Annotated in this window: 15 protein-coding genes; 11 read left to right on the forward strand and 4 right to left on the reverse strand. The window is 69.8% G+C overall.

Annotated elements, in window-relative coordinates:
• Window positions 1-2 precede the first annotated feature (2 nt).
• Window positions 3-5,039: a DUF3320 domain-containing protein gene (locus OG194_RS20610; protein WP_327402288.1), complete on the reverse strand. Its 5,037-nt coding sequence runs from the start codon at window positions 5,037-5,039 to the stop codon at window positions 3-5.
• Window positions 5,040-6,490: 1,451 nt separating this feature from the next.
• Here OG194_RS20610 and OG194_RS20615 point away from each other — a divergent pair.
• The 5 genes from OG194_RS20615 to OG194_RS20635 all read left to right on the forward strand — a co-directional run bounded on the left by OG194_RS20615 (window position 6,491) and on the right by OG194_RS20635 (window position 17,487).
• Entirely contained in the window at window positions 6,491-6,871 is a 381-nt protein-coding gene (locus OG194_RS20615) for an SseB family protein (protein WP_327402289.1), read from the forward strand.
• 58 nt (window positions 6,872-6,929) lie between these two features.
• A complete protein-coding gene (locus OG194_RS20620; protein ID WP_327402290.1) occupies window positions 6,930-7,565 on the forward strand; it encodes a hypothetical protein in 636 nt (211 codons plus the stop codon).
• Complete coding sequence (locus OG194_RS20625) at window positions 7,565-12,316, forward strand: putative T7SS-secreted protein (protein WP_327402291.1); 4,752 nt, start codon at window positions 7,565-7,567, stop codon at window positions 12,314-12,316. The genes OG194_RS20620 and OG194_RS20625 overlap by 1 nt, the downstream gene beginning before the upstream one ends.
• 124 nt (window positions 12,317-12,440) lie before the next feature.
• Window positions 12,441-13,082 carry a hypothetical protein gene (locus OG194_RS20630; RefSeq protein ID WP_327402292.1) on the forward strand — a complete coding sequence of 214 codons (642 nt, stop codon included), beginning with the start codon at window positions 12,441-12,443 and terminating at the stop codon, window positions 13,080-13,082.
• A gap of 1,615 nt (window positions 13,083-14,697) precedes the next feature.
• The gene (locus tag OG194_RS20635) at window positions 14,698-17,487 is read left to right on the forward strand and encodes a helix-turn-helix transcriptional regulator (protein WP_327402293.1); all 2,790 of its coding nucleotides are present in this window, start codon (window positions 14,698-14,700) and stop codon (window positions 17,485-17,487) included.
• A gap of 126 nt (window positions 17,488-17,613) precedes the next feature.
• Here the strand turns inward: OG194_RS20635 and OG194_RS20640 are convergent, their stop codons facing one another.
• The 3 genes from OG194_RS20640 to OG194_RS20650 form a co-directional block, all read right to left on the reverse strand.
• Window positions 17,614-18,588: a zinc-dependent alcohol dehydrogenase family protein gene (locus OG194_RS20640; RefSeq protein WP_327402294.1), complete on the reverse strand. Its 975-nt coding sequence runs from the start codon at window positions 18,586-18,588 to the stop codon at window positions 17,614-17,616.
• Window positions 18,589-18,826: 238 nt separating this feature from the next.
• Window positions 18,827-19,117, reverse strand: a complete 291-nt coding sequence (locus OG194_RS20645; protein WP_327402295.1) for a YciI family protein — start codon at window positions 19,115-19,117, stop codon at window positions 18,827-18,829.
• Window positions 19,118-19,174: 57 nt separating this feature from the next.
• Complete coding sequence (locus OG194_RS20650; RefSeq protein WP_327402296.1) at window positions 19,175-19,582, reverse strand: nuclear transport factor 2 family protein; 408 nt, start codon at window positions 19,580-19,582, stop codon at window positions 19,175-19,177.
• A gap of 367 nt (window positions 19,583-19,949) precedes the next feature.
• On the opposite strand from OG194_RS20650, the gene OG194_RS20655 reads away from it, so the two are divergent.
• The 6 genes from OG194_RS20655 (at window position 19,950) to OG194_RS20680 (ending at window position 23,986) form a co-directional block, all read left to right on the forward strand.
• Window positions 19,950-20,252, forward strand: coding sequence for a tautomerase family protein (locus tag OG194_RS20655; protein WP_019064730.1), 303 nt, complete (start codon window positions 19,950-19,952; stop codon window positions 20,250-20,252).
• Window positions 20,253-20,299: 47 nt separating this feature from the next.
• Complete coding sequence (locus OG194_RS20660) at window positions 20,300-20,734, forward strand: GlcG/HbpS family heme-binding protein (protein ID WP_327402297.1); 435 nt, start codon at window positions 20,300-20,302, stop codon at window positions 20,732-20,734.
• A gap of 54 nt (window positions 20,735-20,788) precedes the next feature.
• Window positions 20,789-21,622 (forward strand): alpha/beta fold hydrolase, encoded by an 834-nt coding sequence (locus OG194_RS20665; protein WP_327402298.1) that lies wholly within the window; start codon window positions 20,789-20,791, stop codon window positions 21,620-21,622.
• Between the two features lie 103 nt (window positions 21,623-21,725).
• Window positions 21,726-22,004, forward strand: coding sequence for a WhiB family transcriptional regulator (locus OG194_RS20670; protein ID WP_327402299.1), 279 nt, complete (start codon window positions 21,726-21,728; stop codon window positions 22,002-22,004).
• A gap of 77 nt (window positions 22,005-22,081) precedes the next feature.
• Entirely contained in the window at window positions 22,082-22,951 is an 870-nt protein-coding gene (locus OG194_RS20675) for an aldo/keto reductase (protein ID WP_327402300.1), read from the forward strand.
• Between the two features lie 207 nt (window positions 22,952-23,158).
• Entirely contained in the window at window positions 23,159-23,986 is an 828-nt protein-coding gene (locus OG194_RS20680; protein WP_327402301.1) for an alpha/beta fold hydrolase, read from the forward strand.
• The last annotated feature ends 53 nt before the right edge of the window (window positions 23,987-24,039 follow it).

The following is a 24,039-nucleotide window of genomic DNA, read 5'->3' on the forward strand; positions in this document are numbered from 1 at the left end:
CGTCATCCAACCACCGTGATCTGCCCGTCCACCTCTCTCAGCCTGCCATGTCGGCGCAGTTCCTCGATGTCGAGATCCAGGAAGCCGCGGATGTCCCGGCCCATGCGACGCCAGCCGAAGAACTCGCCTGTGTGCCGGACCAGTTCGTCCCGCGACATGCCCGGACACTCCGCCGCGAGTTCGCAGAGGGCCAGTTGCCGCTCGGCCGGAGCAATGTGCGCGGCCTTGCGGACGATGTCGCCCTCTCCGGGAACGCGGGCCTCCAGTTCCTCTCGTCCTGCCACGTCAAGGAACAGGTCGTCGACGGTGACCTTCCCCGAGCGGACGAGACCGCGCACCACTTCCCGTACGTTGTCGCGGATCCTGTTGCCCGCCCTGGCCACGCCCCACGCCTCCCGGGCGCGCTGCACCAGCAGTTCCTCGTGGATGGGGCCCTCGATCCCGATGACCCTGGTCAGCAGCGTGCGCAGAGCCGGCCTGGCCTCCGGGGTGTGCAGTTCGTGCGGCGAGGACACGGTCATCTCGCCCGTCTCGTACAGGGAGCTCCACGGCCGGTCGGGCTCCGTGTCGACGGGAACGCGCTCATGGTCCGTGGACGCCAGGCCAGTTGGCGGCAACCCGTGCTGCGGTTCCGAAGCACCGGGTGAGACGGGCACGTCGGTGAGCAGCGGAAGCAGCCTGGGGTCCGAGGCGATCTTCCCTTCGTCGCCCTCGGTGACCACCGCCGAGCGCGTCCCCTGCCGCGCCGGCGCGGAGTCCGACATCGGTCCCCTCTCGACCGCCAACTCGACCGCCTCACGCAGCCTCAGCTCGGCGGCGGCCCGCCCGCGGTACCAGTCGGTGCCCCAGATTCGGTGCAGCCGCCAGCCCAGCCCGGCGAGCACCTCTTCACGCAGTCGGTCGCGGTCGCGGGCCGTCCTCGACGAGTGGTACATCGCACCGTCGCACTCGATGCCGAGCGCGTAGGCGCCGGGGAACTCCGGATGACGCACGCCGATGTCGATGCGGTATCCGGCGACACCGACCTGCGGCTGTACCCGGTAGCCCCAGTCGCGCAGCACCTGTAGCACCGACTCCTCGAAGGGGCTGTCCGGCTCGGCATCGGCCTGGATCACGTCCTGCGCGAGGACGGCGGGACCGTTCTCGGCGTACTCCAGATACCGCTTGAGGTGCTGAACGCTCTCGTTCGGGCTGTCCGCCAGGCCACCGCCGCGGAAGGACGCGACGACCTCCATGCGGAATCGCGCCCGGGTGACGGCAACGTTGAGGCGCCGCCAGCCGCCCTCCTTGTTGATGGGCCCGAAGTTCGTGCCGAACTTGCCGTGCTCGTCGGGGCCGTAGCCGATGGACATGATCATGACGTCGCGTTCGTCGCCCTGGACGGATTCGAGGTTCTTGACGAAGAACCCGTCGAGCCGGTCCTCGGTGAAGCAGGGGTCCAGGTCGGGTCGGAGCAGCCGGGCCTGCTGGACGGCCTGGTCGATGGCTGCCGCCTGGGCCTGGGACAGCGCGACGACGCCGAGGGTGCGATCGGGGCGCGTGTCGAAGTGGTGGATGACCCGTCCGGCGACGAACTCCGCCTCCCTACGGTTGTCCCGCCGGCCACCACGGTCGTAGACGCCCTGTGTGGGGAAGAACTCGACGCCGATGTCGTCGCCGAGGTCCAGTGCTCCCGGGAAGGTCACCATGGAGTTGCCGTAGAAGGACCTGTTGCTGAAGGTGATCAGGTCCTCGTGGCGGCTGCGGTAGTGCCAGCGCAGGGACAGTTCGCGCAGGGCTCCCGCCTTGCAGGCATGCAGCAGGGACTCGAAGCTGTCGGGAACGTCCTCGTCGTACTGGGCGGAGTCGTCCTCGACCGACGAGTCGAAGAAGGATGTGGGCGGCAGCTGCTTCTCGTCACCGGCCACGACAAGGGAGTCCGCACGGTACACACAGTTGATGGCGTCGGCCGGGCGGACCTGTGATGCCTCGTCGAAGATCACCACGTCGAAGTGATAGTCCGCGGGCAGGAGTTGACTGACCGTCAGTGGGCTCATCATGAAGCACGGCTTGATCAGCCGGACGACGTCACGGGTGCGGCCGAGCAGTTCCCGCACCGGCATGTGGCGACGTTTCAGCTCCGCCTGCTTCTTGATCACCAGAGCCGCTCCACCGCTGAACCGGCGTGGTCGGCGTTTGTTGCACGCCTCGATCACGGCCCCGCTCGCGGCAGCGACCAGTCGTCGGTCGGCCTCCTTGAAGTCCGCCACACGAGCGTCCAGGTCAGCGGAGCGGCTCGTGGTCAGTCGGCCGTCCGTGGCCAGGAGGTCGTCCGCCCAGCACTTGAGCACCGCCTGCTCCACGACCGCACCCAACTGCTCGGGCAGGACGCCTCGTTCGACAGCGCGGGGGACGAGTTCGTCGACGCCGTGACGTGCCAGAACATCCAGTCCGGAGCGGTACGCCCGCCATTCCTCCGGGCCCCGCGGATCGGCCCGAAGCTCGTCGACGGCCTGCTGGGCCTGATCGAACGTACCGAACAGGGCGAAGGACAACTGAACCTGGCGAGGTTCCTCGAAGAGGTCGTTCAGCGCGGTCGAGGACTCCGCCCAGCGTGCGGCACGACGCGTCGCCGTGTCGCACCAACCCGCCAACGCGCCCCGGATGCCGCGGGCCAGCAGCCCCGGCATCGGGTCGACCTCGGTGCCGTCCGCCAGGCGGGCGGTGAGGAGATCCCGGTCCGCGACTCCGTGGGCGAGTGCCGCGATACGGTCCGCTACGGCCAACACCGCGTCCAGAGAGGCCAGTTCGCCCTCGTCACGAGGGACGTAGCCGCCCAGGACCGTCTCGTGGCGGGCCACCAGCCGCGCGACCTCGGCCGCGGTGGTCTGCCACGCCAGGGCATCGTTCAAGCGCTGCGGCAGGGTCTTGTCCCAAACACCGACACGAGTGAGCCCAGCCACCGTGTCGCGGTCCTTCCGATACGGGCCGGACATGCGCGCGAACACACCCCGGTACTGCTCGGCGAACCTATCGGCCAGCGCGGCCAGCCCTTCGGCCGCCAGTACCTGTTCGCCGAAGACATCCGCCGCTGCCGTACGGGCGGCCTCGCGAGCGGCGAGCGCCTCCCGAATCTCCTCGGCAGCTCGATGCGCCTCGCCCAAGCCTTCGGCGTCGAACCATCGGGCAGGCGGCCGCACCGGCGCGGAGGCCAGATCGGCGAGCTCCAGAAGGCCGAACGCGGCCTCGGCGTTCTCCGGCTTGGACAGTCCGAACAACTCGGCCAGTTGCGCGAGGCTTCCGGAGGGATCGTCCGGCAGACCGGTACCAACTGCCGCGGCCGGATCCCGGCCGGGCAGGCCCGCTTCCAGGATCCGTACGGCCTGCCGTACGTCGTGCACCGTGCGCGGTTCGGGAGTCGTCGCCCCGAACGGGCGACGCTCAGCGGCCGTCCGCAGGTCCGCGAGCGCGTCCGCGGCCTCGGCCGGCACCGAGGCGGCGGCGGAGTCCCCCTTCAGGCCGCGCCAGACGAACGCCTCGCCCTCCGCTGCCGGCCGCCAGGCCCGGCCGATGGTGCCCGCTGCCTCCAGAATTCCCTGAAACTGCCCGGCGGCAAGCCGTCTCACCGTGCCCGTGCTCCTGGCGCCGAGAGTCAGCGGCGGAGTGTCGGCCCGCTCCAGGAGAACCAGGCACCCCAGGACATCGTGGAGAGTACGGCCGAGCGGTTCACGGGTCTGGTTCATCGCCGCCGCGTAGGCGGAGAGTTCCTCGCGCAGCCGACGGGCCCGGTCGAGTTCGTGCTCGGCCGCGCCGGTGATCCGCACTTCGGTGGTGAGCACCCGTTCGAGCTCCGTCGCCACGGACCTCTTACTGGTGTCGCCGCTGTGGAGGGCCATCACGAAGTCGCCGAGGCCGACGCCGCGAAGCCTGTTGCGGACCACATCGAGGGCCGCGGCCTTCTCACTGACGAACAGAACGGAACGGCCGGCGTGCATGAGCGCGGCGATCATGTTGGTGATCGTCTGGCTCTTACCGGTACCGGGCGGACCGCTCATCACGAAGGAACGGCCGTCCACCGCAGCCGCGATGCACTGCCGCTGCGAGGAATCCGCGTCCAGCACGAGTGGGGTCCGTTCGGGCAGCTGGATCTCGTCGATGCGATCGAGCTCCGGCGGCTCGAAGCCGATCAGGTCGTCGGGCAACCCCGCGTCGGGTCCGAGGCCGACGGCCCGGACCAGCGGATGAGCGAGGATGCGCTCTTCGTTCTGCTGGAGGTCCTGGTACATGGCCTCCTTGTGCGAGGCGAACAGACCGAGCACCACACGCTCGTCGACCGACCAGCGGTCCTGCGTCCCGGCGACCTGCCGGGCGGCCGCGAGAACGGCACCGGGGTCGGTCACGTCGCAGTCGGCCACCGGGGTCCAGTCGACGCCCATCCGTTCGAGCTTGACCGCGAGCGCGGGGTTGTGGATCCGGTCCTGCTCCTCCGCCAAGTGGAGACGTGTCTGTCCCCGGCCGTCCCTGCGAAGTTCCACGGGTACGAGCAGCAGCGGAGCGGAACTCGTCTCCTCCGCACCCGCCTCCCGCCAGTCCAGCATGCCGACACCCAGCCAGAGGACCCACAGACCGTAGTCGTTGTACATCTGGCCGGATTTCTGGCGCAGCTGGTAGAGCGACGCGTCCAGACTCGTCTGCGTGGTCTTCTGCGTCACCAGGCCGGAGGTGCGATCGGTACGACGGCCTGCGGAGACGGGGACGGGAACGGGGACGGGGACGGTGTCGTACTCGTAGAACACCTCACTGTCCGCGGCAGCCCCCTCGTCGTCACCCTGCGCGGGTTCGACGTCCTCCACGTCCTCCACGTCCTCCACGTCCTCCACGTCCTCCACGTCCTCCACAGGAGCGAAGGACCAGCCTCGAACGAGCCCGGCGAGCACCGCGGAGACGTCAGGAGCCGTGACCGCCAGGGTGCCGGTCCTCATATGGCGGAAGTTCAGCAGGCGGTTGCGCCCACCCAGGTCCAGCAACGAACTGCGCCAGCTGTCCAGAACGACCTTCAACCGGCCGAGGGCGGGGTCACTGTCACCCGCAGAGCCGCCACTGCCACGCTGTGCGGCTCCGATTGTGCGCGAACTGGGCATACAGACGTACCTCCGGAACAGAAGACGCGCAGGAGGCAACCCACCCGGATCCCCCCAAGTCCGGTAATTATTCAGTGTTGACAGTCCGTCACACCAGTCACATTGGAGATCTGCTCCGTCCTCGGAGCGGTAGATCGATGCCCGGCCCACTTCCGCGGCAAGGCGACTTGCGCCTGGGCGGTACGGGGGGTGGTGGACTCAGGCGCTGACTGCTTCACGAGGCGAACCTGGATCAGGCTTCAGCTCAAGTCCACGTCGTCCGAGCCGTCCGACTCGCCACGCCGCAACCCACCCCGAGCAAAGCAAAAGCCCCAGGTCACGGCGAGTGAGTCCTGAGGCTTCCACAGAGCCGCCTTCGGGATTCGAACCCGAGACCTACGCATTACGAGACCATGAGTGATCGTGTTGCGTGGTGCCTGCTCATGCTGCCGAGTGATGTTTTTCCTGATCAGAGCACGTGCAACAGGTTGGTCGATGCCACCCCGTGATGCACCGTCCAAAGGCGTCTGTCCACCGGCTGTCCACCGGACGGGGTCGCGCCCACGTCGCAAGGGCGGAGCAACCGACCATCGAGGGGCTACCGACCCGCACCGTAATTCAGCGCAAAGGCTCTTGTCGACAACTGACAACCCACCCCAGCGTGGCCATATCGCTTGGTCATCACGACGGACCACCCGACTCGCCGGAGTCCTGACCGTACTCCCACGCCGAGACCTCGACCGTCAGCCGACCACCGCCCTCACTCACCATGATCAAAGCCACGACCGGCATCGTTGCAGCCACGTCCACCCCGTTCTGCCCAGCCTGCTATCGCGCCTCCGCCTCGGCTCGTTCCATGTCGTGCACCAGCGTCGATTCCCTTGCCAACTCGGACAGTTGACCCATGCTTTGCATGTTGCTGATCCGATAGACGTTGCCTGCATCAGTCCGCGCGTGTGAACATGACACTTTGTTCACTGGTCGAAAATATCCGCAGTCGAACAAGACATTTCCGGTTGGGGGAAGACGCTGTGGGCGGCGGGGAGCCGACGGAATCGGCGAGGGCAACGAACGAGACCGAGACCCAGTCGCCCAGGTCGGCGCTTGCGGACATCGCGGAACAGACCCTTCTGTACGCGAGCCACGCATCGGCGCCTCCTGCCGAGGTCCTCCCTGTACCACGACCACCCTCGGACAGCAGCAAGTTCGCTATCGCGAAGTCAACCTCAGTGGTGGCGACCACGGCGACCGGCAAGGTACCGGCCAGTCCGGAATCCACACCCTCAGCCGCAGCCGCAGCCGCAGCCGCAGCCGCACCGCAGGCTGCCCGGTCAGAGGTGCCGCTCTCTCCGGAACAGGCCGCTCGACTCCGCGCGCACCGACGCGAAGTCATGGTGAGAATCGGCGAGTTCCGTCGCCGTCACGTCCTCGTTCCGTACGGAGAGAACGGCGCCGCTCTGACGGTGGAGACGCACGGGGCGCGGTGGCTGCTCGCGTTCAGCGACGAGGCCGCGCTCGCGCGGTATGCGAGAGCTCGCGGGGAGAGCGACCGGCCGTGGCGGTACCGGGCGGTGTGGGGCGCCGCGGTGCTGGACGCCGGTGTACCGGCGGTGGCCGAGGCCGGGCTGCCGTGCGGGGTGCTGATAGACGCCGGAGACGGCGAGCAGGGATTGGTGCTGCCGCCGGTGGTCGGAATCGTGCCGGAGGCGGTCGCCGTGGACCGGCCGGACATCGACGCTGGAGCACCGGAAGCGAAACCGGAACACGTATGAGTGACGTGTGGGATATGGACTCGGGTGCCGAGGCCGGACGACCGACGGGGGGACGGTAATGACGACGCCGGACGGGGGCGGTCAGCCGGATCTGCGGGTGCAGGGGCTGGAGTTGATCGCGGAGGGCATCAACAAGGCTCTGAGCGAGCTGGATTCGCTGGGGACGATGAAGGGGTGGGCGGGCGCGGGTCGCGGCTTCACCAGCCTGGAGATGGACGGCAAGGACGTCGGCGACGACCAACTGGGCGCGATGCTGCACACCTTCTGCGAGCGGTGGCAGTGGGGAGTGCGCGGGCTGATGGACGAGGGCAACGCGTTCGCGGAGGCGATGGGGCTCTCGGCCGGCACCTTCCACCAGACGGACGAGTACGTGAAGGGATCCCTGAAGGTCGCCTACAACTCCGTCGTCGGAGATCCCTTCGCCGCCAACGACAAGGTGGCGCAGGAGAGCCTGGACCAGATCAACCATTCCGCGCTGACGACGGGTTACGGCGAGAAGGACCGCGACAACCTGGTGCACTCCGCGAAGGAGACGGGCAGGGGGATGCTCTGGGACGTCGCGACGACCGAGGGCATCCCGGGGGACCCGGTCACATCGGCCGTCGCGGGCATCACCGGGGTGGATGACCAGGCACGCGACGCCGACTTGGAGAAGCTGCTGGGGCCGCGGCCGCAGGGCGGGGACGGCAGCTGATGTCGCTCACGGACGGGTTCAAGAGCGGGTTCGACAGTGTCGTGGGGTCAGTCAAGTCCGGGTACGACGACGCCAAGCGGACGGCGGGCCACTACATCGACGAGGGCGCCCATGGTGTGGGCGACGCGCTCGACTACGTTGGTGCGCACGACGCGGCCGACAAAGTCGACGACTGGGGTGACAAGACCGCGTCCAAATTGGGCGCGCACGTTGACGAGCAGCAACTGGGCGAGACCGAGGACCCGAAGGAACTCATCCACGGCAACCCGTCGATGCTCCGCGAGAACGCGGGGCATTTCCAGCACTTCGCGCAGGCTTTCGGCGCCGTGGCGACGGGCATGCGGAACCTCGACTCGTCGGGCTGGAAGGGCGAGGCCGCCAACACCTTCCGGCAGAAATTCGCGACGCACCCGGTCAAATGGGGCCAGGCCGCCGAGGCGTGCGGGGAGGCTGCCTCGGCCCTGGAAAACTTCGCGCACACGGTGGAATGGGCGCAGGTCCAGGCGCAGGAGGCCGTGGCGCGGTATCGCGAGGGAAAGTCCGCCTCGGACACCCACCGGCAGAAGGTGGAGACGTACAACCGCGCTGTCGAACTGGGCAAGGAGACACCCGGCCCGAGGCCGTCGGAGCAGGACCCCGGCGACGAGGCCAAGCACGCGGCCGAGCAGATCCTGACCGCCGCTCGGCGGCAGCGCACCCACCTGGCCGCGGAGGCCGCCGACCGCATCAGGCTCGCCCTGCAGCACGCCCCCAGTGAGCCGTCGGCCCTGAGCCAGCTCAAACTCGACGGTGTCGACGCCTGGGATGCCGCCAAGACGGAGGACATGCGTTTCTTCGGCGGTTTCATGCGCGGGCTCGGTGACCTGAACAACCTGGCCCGCAACGCGAACCCGCTCGATCCGTACGCGATCACGCATCCGTACGAAGCGCTCCAGGCCAAGCTGGACCTCCTCGGCGGCGCCGTCAACCTCGTCACCCACCCCACCCAGACCGCCGACAACCTCTGGAACTCCTTCCTCCAGGACCCCGGCGGGGTCGGTGGCGAACTCGCTCCCCAGTTCCTCATCCCGGAGGCTGGGGCCGAGGAGGCCGCTGTCGACGGCGCCCGGCTCGCGGAGAACGGGGCGAAGGGGGCCGAGGACCTCGCACGGGCGCGCAAGCCGATCGACGACGCCCCGGACGGTGCTCACAGCACCCCGGACGGCGAGCGCAAAGCCGGCGGCGACCCGGTGGACCTCGCCACGGGCCGGATGTACCTGCCCCAGACCGACGTCGAACTCCCCGGTGTCCTGCCACTGGTCTTCACCCGCCGCACCGAGTCCGGTTGCGCGGTCGGCCGCTTCCTGGGGCCCGCCTGGACATCCACCGTCGACGAGCACCTGCAGATCGACGCCATCGGCGTCGTCCACGTCACCGCCGACGGCCTCCTGATCCCGTACCCGCACCCGGCCCCCGGCGCGCCCACCACGCCGGATTCGGGCAGGTCCCGCGCCCTGCTGGCCCGGGACGCCGACGGTGACTACACGGTCACCGACCCCGACAGCGGACTCGCCTTCCACTTCACCGCCCCGTCCGGCAGCGAACCGGGAGGCGACGGCGAGGCCTGGCTGTCGGACATCACCGAACGCAACGGCCACACGATCACCGTCGACCGCGGCGAAGACGGCCTGCCGCTGGCGCTGGTCCACTCGGCGGGCCACCAGGTGAAGCTGTCCGTCGCCGACGGCCTGGTCACCGCCCTGTCCCTGGCCGGCGCGGGCGAGGGCGGCGCGGATCTGCCCCTGATGAGCTACGGCTATCAGGACGGCAACCTCACCACGGTCACCAAGCCGTCAGGTGCCACCACCACCTTCGTCTACGACGACCGCCGCCGCGTCATCGCCTGGATCGACTCCAACGCGAGCCGCTACGACTACGTCTACGACGACCACGACCGCGTCGTGGCGGAGGGCGGCGAGGCCGGCCACGTCCAGATCACCCTGGCCTACACCGAACCCGCCCCCGGGACGGGCCACCGCACCACCACGCTCACCACCGCCGATGGGCACGCGACCCGCTACCTGTTCGGCCCCGGCTGCCGTCTCCTGGCCGTCGCCGACCCGCTCGGCCACACCACCCGGTTCACCCACGACCGGCGCGGCAACCTCCTGACCCGCACCGACCCGCTGGGTCTCACCACCGCCTTCTCCTACGACGAGGACGGTCGGGTCGTCTCCGTCACCCGCCCCGACGGAAGCGAACTGCGCACCGTGCGCGGCCCGTTCGGTCTGCCGGTGGAGGTCGTCGGGCCGGACGGCGCCCGCACGCTCCACGAGTTCGACGAACGTGGCAACCGCACGGCGGTCACCGACCAGGCCGGCTCCACCACCCGTTACACCTACGACCACGCCGGCCGGCTCACCTCGCTCACCAACGCCCTCGGCGCCACGACACGCGTGGTGTGCGACGCGGCAGGGCTGCCCGTGGAGGTGACCGACCCGGCCGGCGCCACCACCCGCACGGAGCGCGACGCCCTCGGCCGCCCGATCCGCATCACCAACCCGACGGGAGAAGTCACGCGCCTGGCATGGGACGCCGACGGACAACTCGCCCGCCGCGCGGGCCCCGACGGCGCGACGGAGTCGTGGACCTACGACGGCGAGGGCAACCAGCTCACCCACACCGACGCCTCCGGCGGCGTCTCCCGCTTCGAGTACACCCACTTCGACCTGCCCCTCGCCCGCACCCGACCCGACGGCGCCCGCTACGAGTTCGAACACGACGCCGAACTGCGCCTCACCCGCGTCATCAACCCGCAAGGGCTGACCTGGACCTACGAGTACGACGCCGCCGGCGACGTCGTCTCCGAGACCGACTTCGACGGCCGCACCCTCGCCTACCGCGTGGACGCCGCGGGCCGGCTCTCCGCCCGCGTCGACGCGCCCGGCGGGACCATCGCGTTCGAGCGCGACCAGCTCGGCCAGGTGGTCCGCAAGGACGTCGACGGCCACGTGACGAACTACGTCTACGACAGGGCAGGACGCCTGGTCGAGGCGGCCGGACCGGACAGCGAACTCCGGTACCAGTACGACCGTCGCGGACTCACCAAGGCCGAACTGGTCGACGGCCGCGCCATCCTCTACGCCTACGACGTCCTCGGCCGCCGCGCGCACCGCACCACGCCCACCGGTCACGTCACCTCCTACTCCTACGGCGCCGATGGACTACCCGACCGCCTGACCAGCGGCGATCACCGGATCGACTTCACACACGACGCCGCCGGCCGGGAGCTCGCCCGCGTCTTCGGCGACGCGATCACCATGACCTCGGCCTGGGACGAAGCCGGACGGCTCGCCACGCAGCAGATCACCGCCGGGGACCGCGACGTCAACAGCCGCGCCTACTCCTACCGCGCCGACGGCCACTTGACCTCTGTCGTGGACCGGTTGTCGGGCGCCCGCACCTTCGATCTCGACCGCGTGGGCCGAGTCACCGCCGTCCACGCCCAGGGATGGACGGAGCGGTACGCCTACGACGACGCCGGCAACCACACCTCCGCGTCCTGGCCCTCCGGCCACCCCGGCGGCGAGGCCACCGGATCGCGCGCCTACACCGGCACCACCCTCACCCGCGCCGGAGACGTCCGCTTCGAACATGATGCCCTCGGCCGGGTCGTCCTACGGCAGAAGACCCGCCTCTCCCGCAAGCCGGACACCTGGCGCTACACATGGGACACGGAGAACCGCCTCACCTCCGTGACCACCCCCGACGGCACCCGGTGGAGATACCGCTACGACCCGCTCGGCCGCCGCACCGCGAAACAGCGCCTGACGGCCGACAGCGAGAGCGTGGTCGAGGAGGTCCGGTTCACCTGGGACGGCCTGACCCTGTGCGAACAGACCAGCCACCAGCCGGACGTCCCGCACACGGTCGCCCTCACCTGGGACCACCGTGACGTCGTCCCCCTGGCCCAGACCGAGCGCATCCTCACGGCCGACGACCGCCAGGAGGAGATCGACCGCAGGTTCTTCGCCATCGCCACGGACCTCGTCGGCACACCGACCGAACTCATCGACGACACGGGCGACATCGCCTGGCGCACCCGGAGCACGCTCTGGGGCACCACGGCCTGGCCCCGTGACGCCCACGCATACACCCCACTGCGTTTCCCTGGCCAGTACTACGACCCCGAGACCGGCCTCCACTACAACTGCTTCCGCCACTACGACCCCGAGACCGGCCGCTACACCTCCCCCGACCCCCTCGGCCTCGCTCCCGCCCCGAATCCCCTCGCGTACGTGGACAACCCGCACAGCGGGTGCGACCCGCTGGGGCTCATGCCCAAATACACGAGGGAGGAGCGGGCCCAGAAGCGGATCGACAAGATCGTGGACGGCATCATCGACAGGGCGAACAACGGGGAGTTCAAGAAGCGTTTCGACTACCACGGGGACACCCGACACGCCTTCACTGACGAACGGGTCATCGAGATCCTGAAGAACCCTGACGCCGTCTACCACTCGACGGGCATGGCCGGGACATTCACCTTCAGACAGGGCGACGACATCGTGGTGATCGACGGCCCCGGCAACACCCAGGGCCAGGCCATCACGGCGTACGGACCGTCGGGCATCAAGGGCCACTCCGGGGCCAACGCGCTCGGCGGCAAGCTCACGGACCCCGGTGCGCCGGTGACTGACGAGGCCATCGTGAAGGGCACGATTCCCGCCAAGGACGGCGGCTTCCAGCCTCCGGCAGTGCGGATCAGATGAGGCAGTGATGACGACGAAACTGAAGTTCAACGGCGGCTGGTGGGCGACCGTGACTGACGAACCACTCCACCTCGTTCCCCGGCTCCTGGGTACTTTCTTGATCATTTCCCCTTATACGGACAGGGTGGAACGAGAAAAGTTCCTCGCGGACACGTTCGGCAGCCAGGACTGGCTCTGGGACCTCCCTGACGTGTTCCGCTTCGACCCGAGCGGCCGACAGCTGGTCGGGGCCGAACTCCGGATGCCGGAGGAGTCCGCCTCAGCCGAGGACGCCGCCCGCCTTCCCGTCATGCCCGCGGTACGCCCGGGCGGGCTCCGTGCGGACGAGGTCAAGAACTTCCGGCACGAGATGTGCACGGTTCTGTGCCGCGCCCCCGGCGATGCCGTGCTGACCTGTCTGCGCGACCTCGACGTCCTCGACGAGCCGCTGGAGGCCCGCATCGGCATCGCCCCAGACGTAGCACTCCTTGTCCAGCAGGGCGCAGTCGTCGGCTGGAGCCTGACCGACCCCGCCCGGTACTTGACCCCCGGGCTAGCCGACCCCGATCCCCACCTGCCGTCCGACACCACCCGCCGACTGCTCACCGAGTGCCTGGACCTGGTCAGTACGCCGCTGGTCGATGACCTGGTGGACGGCGAACCGGCAGCCCTTGCCCGCCTCCGGGCGGCCGATGAAGCCCTGCGCAACCAACAAGAGGACCGGCACCGGGCCGATGCCCTGCTCGGCCTCATCGCCACCATGGTCGACGACTACGGAAACTGGTGACCGAGTTCGACACGGGGCGTTTCCGTGCCGTGAAGGCGCTGGGGATGAGGCGACACTCCCCATGAGACTCACCCTCGACGACGACTGGACCACGACGGTGACAGCCGATCCACTGCACATCACCCCGTGTTTGGACTTCCGGGACTTCCGTGTGCGCATCGCGATGTACGCAAACGTCGAGGAACGTGGGCGGTTCCTGCGCGACACCTTCGGCAGTCAGCCTGGCTGCGGACACCCCCAACGAGCTCAGGTTCGACCAGCACAGTCGTGAACTGATCGGCGCCGAGCTCCAGTTGCCCCACCAGGCCGCCGATCGGGAGGATTCCGCCCGGGTTCTCACCACACCCGCCGTCCGGCCGGGCAGCCTTCGTACGGACGAGGCCCGGGACTTCGACTTGTAGATGACCAGGGAGCTCCGCCGCGCCCTGCCGGACCACGTGTCTTGGGACCCAGCGCGCGGAGAGCACCGAATCTGAAGGGCTGATCTCACTCTGAAACAGGACGCCGCTCCCGCATGCACCGGCGCAGTCAATGCCCTTGCTCCGATGGGCCAATACCTGCACTCACGGCCAATCATCGCCAGGACCTGACCCGGGCGGGACATCTGTCCGGACCGGACAGTCCCGACGACACCCATCGCCCCATCGGAGACCAGCGGATTTCGCCCATCGCCCAGGGGCCGCAAGTGCCCCCTGATGGAGGGTCACGCACGGCTGTCCACCGCTTGTCCACCGGGACCCTTTGCACCAGCATGACCCGTCCGCTGAAGGCAAGGAAATGGCCAGGTCAGAGCGTTAGCTCGTCAATCTCGTCACAGAAACCAAACCCCCGACCTACGCATTACGATGCACAGACAGACAGTGCCCGATTTGCCGAGATTCCAAGGTCACCCGAAACAAGAAACCCCAGGTCAGAGTCCTGACCTGGGGTTCACCACAGAGCCGCCTTCGGGATTCGAACCCGAGACCTACGCATTACGAGACCATGAGCGATCGTGTCGTCCTGTGATTCGTCGTGCCGCGTGGTGACGTTGTGCCTGATCAGAGCATGCGTGGCAGGTTGACCCGTACCGCCTGATGCCGCGCCGTCCAAAGGCGTCCGGCCACCGGCCGGCCACCGGGAGGGCCCTTGCTGGTGACGGGAAGCAGGTTCACCGAGATTGTCGGCCTTCGACAACCCCTTCGCACACATGCCGGATGTCCCGCAGGTCGCTCCAGAGAGGCCCCCATTTCAGCGATCTCGGTCACGGTTCCCGTGATGGCCCGTCCACGATGCAGGGTCTTGAGGAAAGACCAGTCTCGGTCGCTGGGACCTTCGGACGACCCCGTTGGCCGGGGCATGCGTCAGGCGGTTCAGGACCTACCGGACACTGCTTGGGCCAAATCACCCGCTTCCCCGACCCCGCGGACAGAAGGACTGTGCGGCGCGCCGTCGCATAGGGTTGGCACAACCAAGGGGGATTTCGAACACGGCGGATGGTCATGCAGCGGTCGCGACGGCGAGGCGCCCTGGTCGCGTCTCGTCCAGGACCTGCGCACGGTGCGCTTACGCAACCTCCTTGCGCTTCCGTGAGGTGACCGACAGCAGGTTTCACACGGCAAGAGGAGCCATCCCGATGACCGCGGAGCGGGAAAGGCCCGAACACCGCCGGGCCGCGTCCGGCCTGACGGGACGTGCCGGCGAGCTGGACCTCATCAAGGCCGTCGTCGAGGACACCGGTAAGTCGGGCGGCTCGCTCACACTCTTCGGCGAACCCGGAGTGGGCAAGTCCGCATTGCTCGACGCAGCCGCCGATCTTGCCCTGGAGAACGGCATGCGGACGCTGCGGGCGGCCGGGGCCGAGTTCGAGGCCAACATCGCGTTCGCGGGGCTCAACCAACTCCTGGTGCCGCTGGCTCCGATGTTCCCTCGGCTCGACTCGTCCCACGAGAGCGCCCTGCGGGTGGCACTGGGCTTCGGCGACGGTCCGACTCCCTCGCGCCTCCTGATCGCGACGGCAACACTGTCGCTGCTCCTGCTCGCCGCGCAGGATCAACCGCTGGTGGTCCTCGTCGACGACACCCAGTGGCTCGACGACGTGAGCGCCGACGTGCTGGCGTTCGTGGCCCGACGGGTGGCCGACACCGCGGTGCGTGTCCTGACGGCGGTCCGCACCACCGGGCAGCCGCCGGCCGCTGACGGGAGCAGCCTCACCGTCCGCTCCCTCGACGATGCGGCGGCCGAGTCGCTGCTGATCGGGCGCTACCCGGATCTGGCCGGGCCCGTGCGCCGGCGCATCGTCACCGAGGCGCAGGGGAACCCGCTCGCCCTGGTCGAGCTGCCGGCCACGCTGACCCCGGACCGGTACCCGACCGCCGATGCCCTGCCCGCCGTACTGCCGTTGACCGAGCGGCTCAGTCGGACGTTCACCTCCCGCATCTCCGCACTCGCGCCCGAGACCCGGGACCTGCTGTTGCTGCTGGCTCTGGACGGTTCGGGTCGGGCGCTGTCCGACGAGGGTGTGGTGGGCTCCGGTGCCGCGGCCCAGCTGGATATCGCCGAACACGAACGCATCGTCGTGGTCGACCGGCAGCACACGGTGGTCTTCCGCCACCCGCTGGTGCGCTCCGCGGTGGTCGAACTGGCCGGGCCCGAGGCCCGGCGCAGAGCCCACCGGGCGCTCGCCAAGGGCCGGGCGCTGGATCCGGGGCACCGGGCCTGGCACCTGGCGGACGCCTCCTTCGGCCCCGACGAGGAGGTGGCCAGCCTGCTGCAACGCGAGGCGATCCAGGCCCTCAAGCGCGGGGACCCGACGGCCGCGGTGGCGGCGATGACCCGCTCGGCGGACCTGAGTCCGGACCTCCAGCAGCGCTCGCAGCGGCTGGCGGCGACCGCGTACTTCGCCGCAGAGGTCCTGGGCGACCTGCGGTCGGTGTCGAGCCTGCTGAGCGATGCCCGGCGGGTGCACGCGGGCGTGGGCTCGCTGGCCGCCGCCTCCGCGGCGGCCTCACTGCTGCTGTACTCCGACGGGGACGTCATCTCCGCGTACCGGGTGATCAGCGCCGCGCTGCGGGCCCCGGACGTCGAGCCCGCCGCGGAGGAGGTCAACTCGGCGATCTGGATCCTGTCGCTGACCGTCGCCCTCAACGGGCGCAAGGAGATGTGGGACTCCTACCGCGAGCTGGTGGAGCGGTACCGCGACCTGCTGCCCGAGTCCGTGCTGATCCGCTCCGAGATCGCCACCAACCCCGCCACCGCCTCGCCCGAGGCACTGGCCACCCTCGACCGGCAGATCGCCGCCCTGGCCACCGAGCGCGACCCCGGGCAGATCATCCGTGTCGCCTACGTCGCCAACGACGTCGACCGCCTCGCCGACCTGCGCGAACCGCTCCTGCGGGTGTGGCGCGAAGGCAGGCAGGCGGGTGCCGTCGCCTCGGTGACCAACGCGCTGATGCTGTTGTGCGGGGAGAGCTACCTGGCCGGGCGCTGGGACGACACGATGCGCTTCGCCGAGGAGGGCCTGGAACTTGTCGAGGCCTACGGATACCTGGAGTTCGTCTGGTACCTGAAGTACAGCAAGGCCCTGGCCGCCGCCGCACTGGGCCAACAGGACGTGGCGGAGGAGCCGCTGGAGTGGATGCTGTCCTGGTCGCTCCCGCGCCAGGCCTTCATCGTGCCGCAGCACGTGTACCGGGTGCGGACGCTCGCCGCCATCGGCCGCGGCGACTACGAAACCGCGTACACCGAGGCGGTCAGGGTCAGCCCGCACGGCGTGGAAGGCGGCACCGCCCAGCAACTGCAACTGTTCGTGGCCTACGACCTGGTCGAGGCGGCCGTACGGACCGGCCGCACCGAACAGGCCCGGGGGTTCGTCGACGCGATGCTGCGCATGGGCATCGCGAAGATCTCCTCCCGCTGGGCGCTGCTCGTGGCGGGGGCCCAGGGGCTGGTGTCCGAGGGAGAGGCGGCGAACGCCCACTTCGAGCGGGCCCTTGTGGCGGCGCCCGAGGAGCTGTGGCCCTTCGAGCGTGCGCGGGTGCTGCTGGCGTACGGCGAGCAGCTGCGCCGGGAGCGGGCCACCGTCGAGTCGCGCGTGCACCTGGTCGCGGCACTGGCGCTGTTCGACCCGCTGCGGGCCGCGCCGTGGGCCGAGCGCGCCAGGAACGAGATGAGCGCCACCGGCCTGTCGCGCCGCCCGGCCGACGTGAGCCAGGTCCAACTCACCCCGCAGGAGCTGCAGATCGCCACGCTCGCGGCATCGGGACTGACGAACAAGGCGATCGGGGAACGGCTGCACCTGTCCGCGCGCACCGTCAGCGGGCATCTGTACAACGTGTTCCCCAAGCTCGGCGTCACCGCGCGCGCCGGCCTGCGCGACGCGCTCACCGCGCTGGGCGAGCAGCACGATGATCCGAGGTTTCCGTAGCCAGGGAGAACAGCCGGGTCGGGTGACTGGTACGGCGAGGGAGCCCGGGCGCGCGCCGCAGTAGGCGCTGAACGGCAAGGAGCCCGGCGGCGCGATGGTCGCGCTGCCGGGCTCCTTGCCGTCGGGTCAGGCGTCGATGTCGACGACGATCTTGGCGTGGGCCGAGCCGTCCTCGACGGCCGCGTGGGCCTGGGCGACCGTGTCCAGGGCGTAGCGGCGGGGGTCCAGCAGTGGCTTGAGCAGGCCCGCGTCGGCCAGGGCGGCGGCTTCGCGCAGGATCTCGCCGTGGTGCTCGCGGCCCTTGCCGGTGAGCATGGGCAGCAGGGTGAAGACCCCGGAGTAGGTGGCGCCGCGGAAGGAGAGCGGGGCCAGGCTGTGGCTGCCCCAGCCCAGGGCGCTCAGGACGTGGCCGGTGTAAGTGCGCACCGCGGCAAAGGAGTTGTCGAGGACGGCGCCTCCGACGGTGTCGAAGACGATGTCGAAGCCCTCGCCGCCGGTGTGGGCGGCGACGTACTCTTCCACCTCGGTGGTGGCGTAGTCGATCGCGGTGGCGCCGAGCCCACGGACGGTCTCGGCGTGGGCAGCCGAGGCGGTGGCGAAGACCTCGGCGCCGCGGGCACGGGCGATCTGCACCGCGACGTGGCCGATGCCGCCTGCTCCGCCATGTACCAGGACCTTGTGCCCGGCGCCGACCTTGGCCCGGTCCACGAGTCCCTCCCATGCGGTGACGACCGACAGCGGCAGCGCCGCGGCCTGCCGCATGGTCAGAGCGGCGGGCTTGTGGGTGAGCAGGCGGGCGTCGGCGGCGGCGTACTGCGCCAGTGATCCCTGGAGGTCGCCGACGCCGCCGCTCAGCCCATACACCTCGTCGCCGACGGCGAAGCCGGTCACCTGTGGCCCGACCTCCTCGACCGTGCCTGCCAGGTCCAGGCCCAGCACCGCGGGCAGGACAGCACGGGCGTGCGCGGCCTGCCCGGCGCGGATCTTGGTGTCCAGGGGGTTCACGCCGCTGGCGGCGATCCTGACCAGGACCTGGCCGGCGCCGGGCACCGGTGTGGCGATGTCGGCCAGTTCCAGCGGGGTGGCGAATTGTCTGAGCACGGCTGCGCGCATGGTCACTGTCTTTCGGTGGGTCGGGGTGGTGGGCACCGTCACGCGGGGCGGTGGAGCTGGTGGCGGGCCGCTCGCGCCGGGGTCACCGGGCTCGCCGGGTCGAGGACCGCTGCCGTGAAAGCGGCGGGGTTCTCCTTGGGAAGGTCGTGCCCTGCGTGCGGCACCCGCCGGTGGGCGCGCGGGGTGCTGAGCCCGGCAGAGCCCACGGATGTCGTCGCCGCGGGGATCACGGCTGCAGCAGCCACTGGGCCTCGGCGCTCGCGCGTGAGGGGCGCCAGTCGATGACCGTGTGCGTGGCCACCTCGGCGATGCCGAACGGGTCCAGGGCCAGGACGCGGCCCAGTGCCCCGCGGTCGGCGGCCCGGGCCAGGACGACGCCGCCCGTCCTGGGGTCCTGGCGGCCCGAGGCGAGAAAGTGGCCGGCCGCGTAGTTCTCCTCCAGCCAGGCGTTGTGGGCCTCCAGGTGGCGGTCGATCTCTTCGAGCGGCGCGGTGTAGTCCAGGATCACGATGAACATGGCGTGCACTTCCGATCTTCGGAGGGGCGGTCAAGGGGTGGGGTGTGGCGGCGGGGGTCAGGCGGGCTGGACCCGGGCCCAGAAGTCGTTGAACTCGACGCTGTCGAAGAACGCGACAGCGCTCACGATCCGCTGGTCACGCATCGTCAGGAACCAGGCGTAGGTGTTGTCGTAGCGCGACCCGTCCCGCACCGTCGCGCTCGCGTCGAACAGGGCGACCACGGTGTCTCCGTCGGCGTACAGCGCGCGGACGGACGGCACCAGCGGGCTGCTCATCCGGGCGTTGAACGGGGCGATGACCGTGCTGATGAACGCCTCGCGGGTGGGGTAGGTGCCGGAGGCGACGCTGTTGCCGACGATGGTCCAGTCGGCGTCCTCGGCCAGCAGGTCGAACACTCCGCCAGTACCGGCGGCCCAGGCGTCGAACGCCTCCGCGACCAGCTGCTTGTTGGTTTTCTCGGACATGGGGTTTCTCGTTTCATCGGTGAGAGATGGTGGGCGGACGGTGAGGGATTCGGCGGCTGTGCCGTCCCTATGTCCATGCTCGTCGCCGCCCCACGGCGGGGCATGAGTCATCCGACCCGGGTTTCACCGACCCGGTCCCAACTGGGCGGGTACGGGCAGCGGCCCGGTGCGCTCGTCACCGGTACCCGGCGCACCGGGTGCGGGGGTGTCGCCGTAGGCCGCGCGGCTCTGACCCGAGGGCGGCGCCACGCAAAGACCCTTCGCAGTCAGGTCGGATGACTGGTGCGGCGTGCGGGGCCCCGGGGCGACGCTTCAGTTGTCCCCGCCGCTCGGCAGGGACGACGCATCCCGACCCAAGGAGCACCCCATGCCGTTCGTCAACGTCAAGCTCGTCGACGGAGTGTTCACCACCCAGGAGAAGCACGACATGGCCGCCGCCCTCACCGAGGTCATGGTCAAGTTCGAGGGATCCGAGGCCTTCCGCGAGATCGTCTGGGTCCTCATCGAGGAACTCCACACCGACGGCTGGCACATCGGCGGCAAGCCCTTCGCCGGCCCCGCCACCCTCCTCGACACCCTCGGCCGCTCCGCCGCCACCTACCAGACCATCGACGGCCACCCCGTCACCCGCCCCGACCTCGCCAAGGCCGCCCCCTACCAGGAGAAGTGACACCACCCGGCACGACCTGAAGAGGCACCACCTGAAGAGGAACGGCCATGCCCATCACGCAGATCTCGCCCGTCATCCTCACCCTGGACGACGCGGCCACGGCCACCGCCGCAGGCGTCCACAAGGCCACTGAGCTCGGGGTCCCGTACACCTTCACGGTCCTCGACGGCGGCGGCAACACCGTGCTGGTGACCCGGATGGACGGCGCGGCGCTCGCCTCCATCGACACCTCCCGGGCCAAGGCCCGCACCTCCGTGTACTTCGGCGCCGCGACCGCGGACCTGGCCCCCGCCGTGCAGTCCGGCGCCCCGCTGTCCTCGATCCAGACCGCCACCACGCTCCCGCTGGCCTTCGTCGCCGGCGGCGTCCCGATCACCGACGCCCGCGGGGTCGTCGTCGGGGCGCTCGGAGCCGGCGGCGGATCACCCGCGCAGGACCACGAGGTCGCCGCCTTCGCGGTCCAGGCCCTGCGCCGCCGCTGAACCGGCACCCCTCCCCTCCCCTCATCTTTCTCCACCCACACAGGAAGCGAAGCCATGCCCTACATCACCGTCGCCAAGGAAAACACCACCGACGTCGACCTGTACTACGAGGACCACGGCGAGGGCTCGCCCGTCGTGCTGATCCACGGCTACCCGCTCGACGGCAAGTCCTGGGAGCTGCAGATCCCGGCGCTCCTCAAGGCCGGACACCGTGTCATCACCTACGACCGCCGGGGCTTCGGCCAGTCCAGCCAGCCCACCACCGGCTACGACTTCGACACCTTCGCCAACGACCTCGACGTACTGCTCGACGTGCTGCGGCTCAAGGACGTCGCCCTGGTCGGCTTCTCGATGGGTACCGGCGAGATAGGCCGCTACATCGGCACCCATGGCACCGACAACCTGCGCAAGGTCGCGTTCCTGGCACCCATCGAACCGTTCCTGCTGCAGACCCCCGACAACCCCACCGGGCTGCCCGCCGCCGTGTTCGACGGGATCGTCTCCGCCGCGGAGAAGGACCGGTACGCCTGGTTCACCAGCTTCTTCGACGACTTCTACAACCTCGACGTGAACCTCGGCACCCGCATCAGCGAGCAGGCGGTGCGCGGCAGTTGGGTCACCGCCACGCGCATGTCGCCGTTCGCGTCCTCGGCCGTGGTGCCCAGCTGGCACACCGACATGCGCGCCGACATCGCGAAGATCGACGTACCGGCGCTCATCCTTCAGGGCACCGCCGACCGGATCCTGCCGATCGACGCCACCGGCCGCCAGTTCACCAAGGCGGTGCCCGACGCGCAGTACGTCGAGATCGACGACGCCCCTCACGGGCTGCTGTGGACCCACGCGGACCAGGTCAACGCGGCGCTCGTCGAGTTCCTCGATTCGTAGTCGTCACGCGGGCGGGCGGGAGCCCGGCCATTGCCAACTCCCGCCCGCCCGCGTACCACCCGCCCCGCCCGCCACTCCTATTTCCGCGGAGAAGAAATCAACCATGAACGCCAGTCCCCTCGTCCCCCTGCTCGACGCCTGGCAATGGCAGGCAGACGCCGCCTGCCAGGGCATGGCATCGGCCGTGTTCTTCTCGCCTCCCGGCGAACGCGGCCACCGCCGGCGCAGGCGCGAACAGCGCGCCGTAGAAGTCTGCCGGGCCTGCCCGGTCCTCGACAGGTGCGCCGCGTTCGCGCTGAGCACCCGTCAGCCGTACGGAATCTGGGGCGGCCTGACCGAACACCAGCGTGACATCCCACGCCCCGAGTCGAGGGCCGCGTGAACGTAGCCGACCCGCGCGAGCGTCGGCACCCCGCCCGAAGTCTTGGACGAACCCGTATCCGATCAAGAAGGCAGACCATGACACAGGACACCGCACGCCCCGCCGACTCCTCCGGGGTCTACCGCCTCGGCGGCGACCTGCCCGTCAACCGGCTCGGCTACGGCACGATGCAGTTGACGGGCCCCGGAGTGTGGGGCGACCCCGAGGACCCCGAGGAGGCCGTGCGCGTGCTGCGCCGGGCCGCCGAGCTGGGCGTGAACTTCATCGACACCGCCGACTCCTACGGCCCGTTCGTCAGCGAGCAGCTCATCCGCAAGGCCCTGCACCCGTACTCCGAGCACCTGGTGATCGCGACCAAGGGCGGGCTCTCCCGCTCGGGCCCGGGCGACTGGCGCGCGCTCGGCCACCCCGAGTACCTACGGCAGCAGACCGAACTGAGCCTGCGCCACCTGGGCGTGGAGCGGATCGACCTCTACCAGCTGCACCGCGTCGACCCCAAGGTCCCGCTGGCCGACCAGGTCGGTGAGCTGCTCCTGCTGCAGCAGGAGGGCAAGATCCGGCACATCGGCCTGTCAGAGGTGACCGTGGAGCAGATCGAGGAAGCCCGGACGATCGCGGACATCGTCTCCGTGCAGAATCTGTACAACCTGGCCGATCGCGGTGCCGAGGACGTCCTGGAGTACGCCGAGCGGGAAAACCTGGGCTTCATCCCGTGGTTCCCGATGGCCACCGGCCGGCTCGCGCGCCCGGGCGGCCCGTTGGACACGCTCGCCAAGGAGCACGGCGCGAGCCCCTCCCAGCTGGCCCTGGCCTGGCTGCTGCGGCGCTCCCCGGTACTGCTCCCCATCCCCGGCACCTCCCGCGTGGCCCACCTGGAGGAGAACACCCGGGCCGCACAGATCACCTTGACCGACGCCCAGTTCCAGGCACTCAGCCGAGCCGTCTGACCAGCGCTCCGCCCCTGGCAGGCCCTGCGCACTCCCCTCCCCGCAGCCACCCCCTGGGCCGGGTCGCACGAGCCTCCGGCCCAGGGGGTTCCACACGCAAGCAACTGCATGGCACGACCGACCTGCTGGACCTCGTCCTGACAGCCCATGGAGCACCGCCTGCCCCGGCTTCCCCCTCACCCCCACCCCCACCCAAGGAGATCCACCATGTCCATCCCCCGCCCCCGCCCGCGCACCCTGCTGATCACCGCCGCCGTCACCGCTTCGGCCAGCCTGTCCCTGATCCCGTTGGCCTCCGCCCACAGCACCCCCGCCACCCCCAAACCCACGGTGGTACTGGTGCACGGCGCCTTCGCCGACGCTTCGAGTTGGAACGGCGTGGTCGAGCGCCTGCAGCGCGACGGCTATCCGGTCATCGCTCCGGCCAACCCCTTGCGCGGCCTGGCCGAGGACTCCACCTACGTCGCCAGCGTCCTGGCCAGTGTCAAGGGCCCGGTCATCCTGGTGGGCCACTCCTACGGCGGCGCCGTCATCTCCCAGGCAGCCGCCGGCGACCCCCAGGTCAAAGCCCTCGTCTACATCGCCGCGCTCGTCCCGGACAAGGGCGAGAAACTGAGCACGCTGTCGGACAAGTTCCCCGGTACCAATGAACTGGCCCCCGCCCTGCGCCCGGTGCCCTTCAGCAACTCCGACGGCACCAACGGCTCGGACCTGTACGTCGACCCCGCCCGCTTCCGGGCCGTGTTCGCGGCCGACCTGCCCGCCTCCCAGACCGTCGTGATGGGCGCCGAACAGCGCCCCGTCGCCGCCGCCGCGTTCGCCTCCTCGGCCACGGCCGCCGCCTGGCGCACCATCCCCTCCTGGGCCCTGGTCGCCCGGCAGGACGAGGCACTGGGCGCACCGCTGGAGCGGTTCGAGGCCCAGCGCGCCCACTCGCACACCGTCGAGATCAACAGCTCCCACGTCGCGCTGATCTCCCACCCCGGCACCGTCACCCACCTCATCGAGGACGCCGCCAGGACCACCGCCCCCTAGAGAACACAACGACGCAGTGCGGTACGGCGTCGAATAGAGTCGGGACTGACAGG

The sequence above is a fragment of the Streptomyces sp. NBC_01288 genome, assembly GCF_035982055.1.
In the GTDB taxonomy this organism is placed as follows: Bacteria; Actinomycetota; Actinomycetes; order Streptomycetales; family Streptomycetaceae; genus Streptomyces.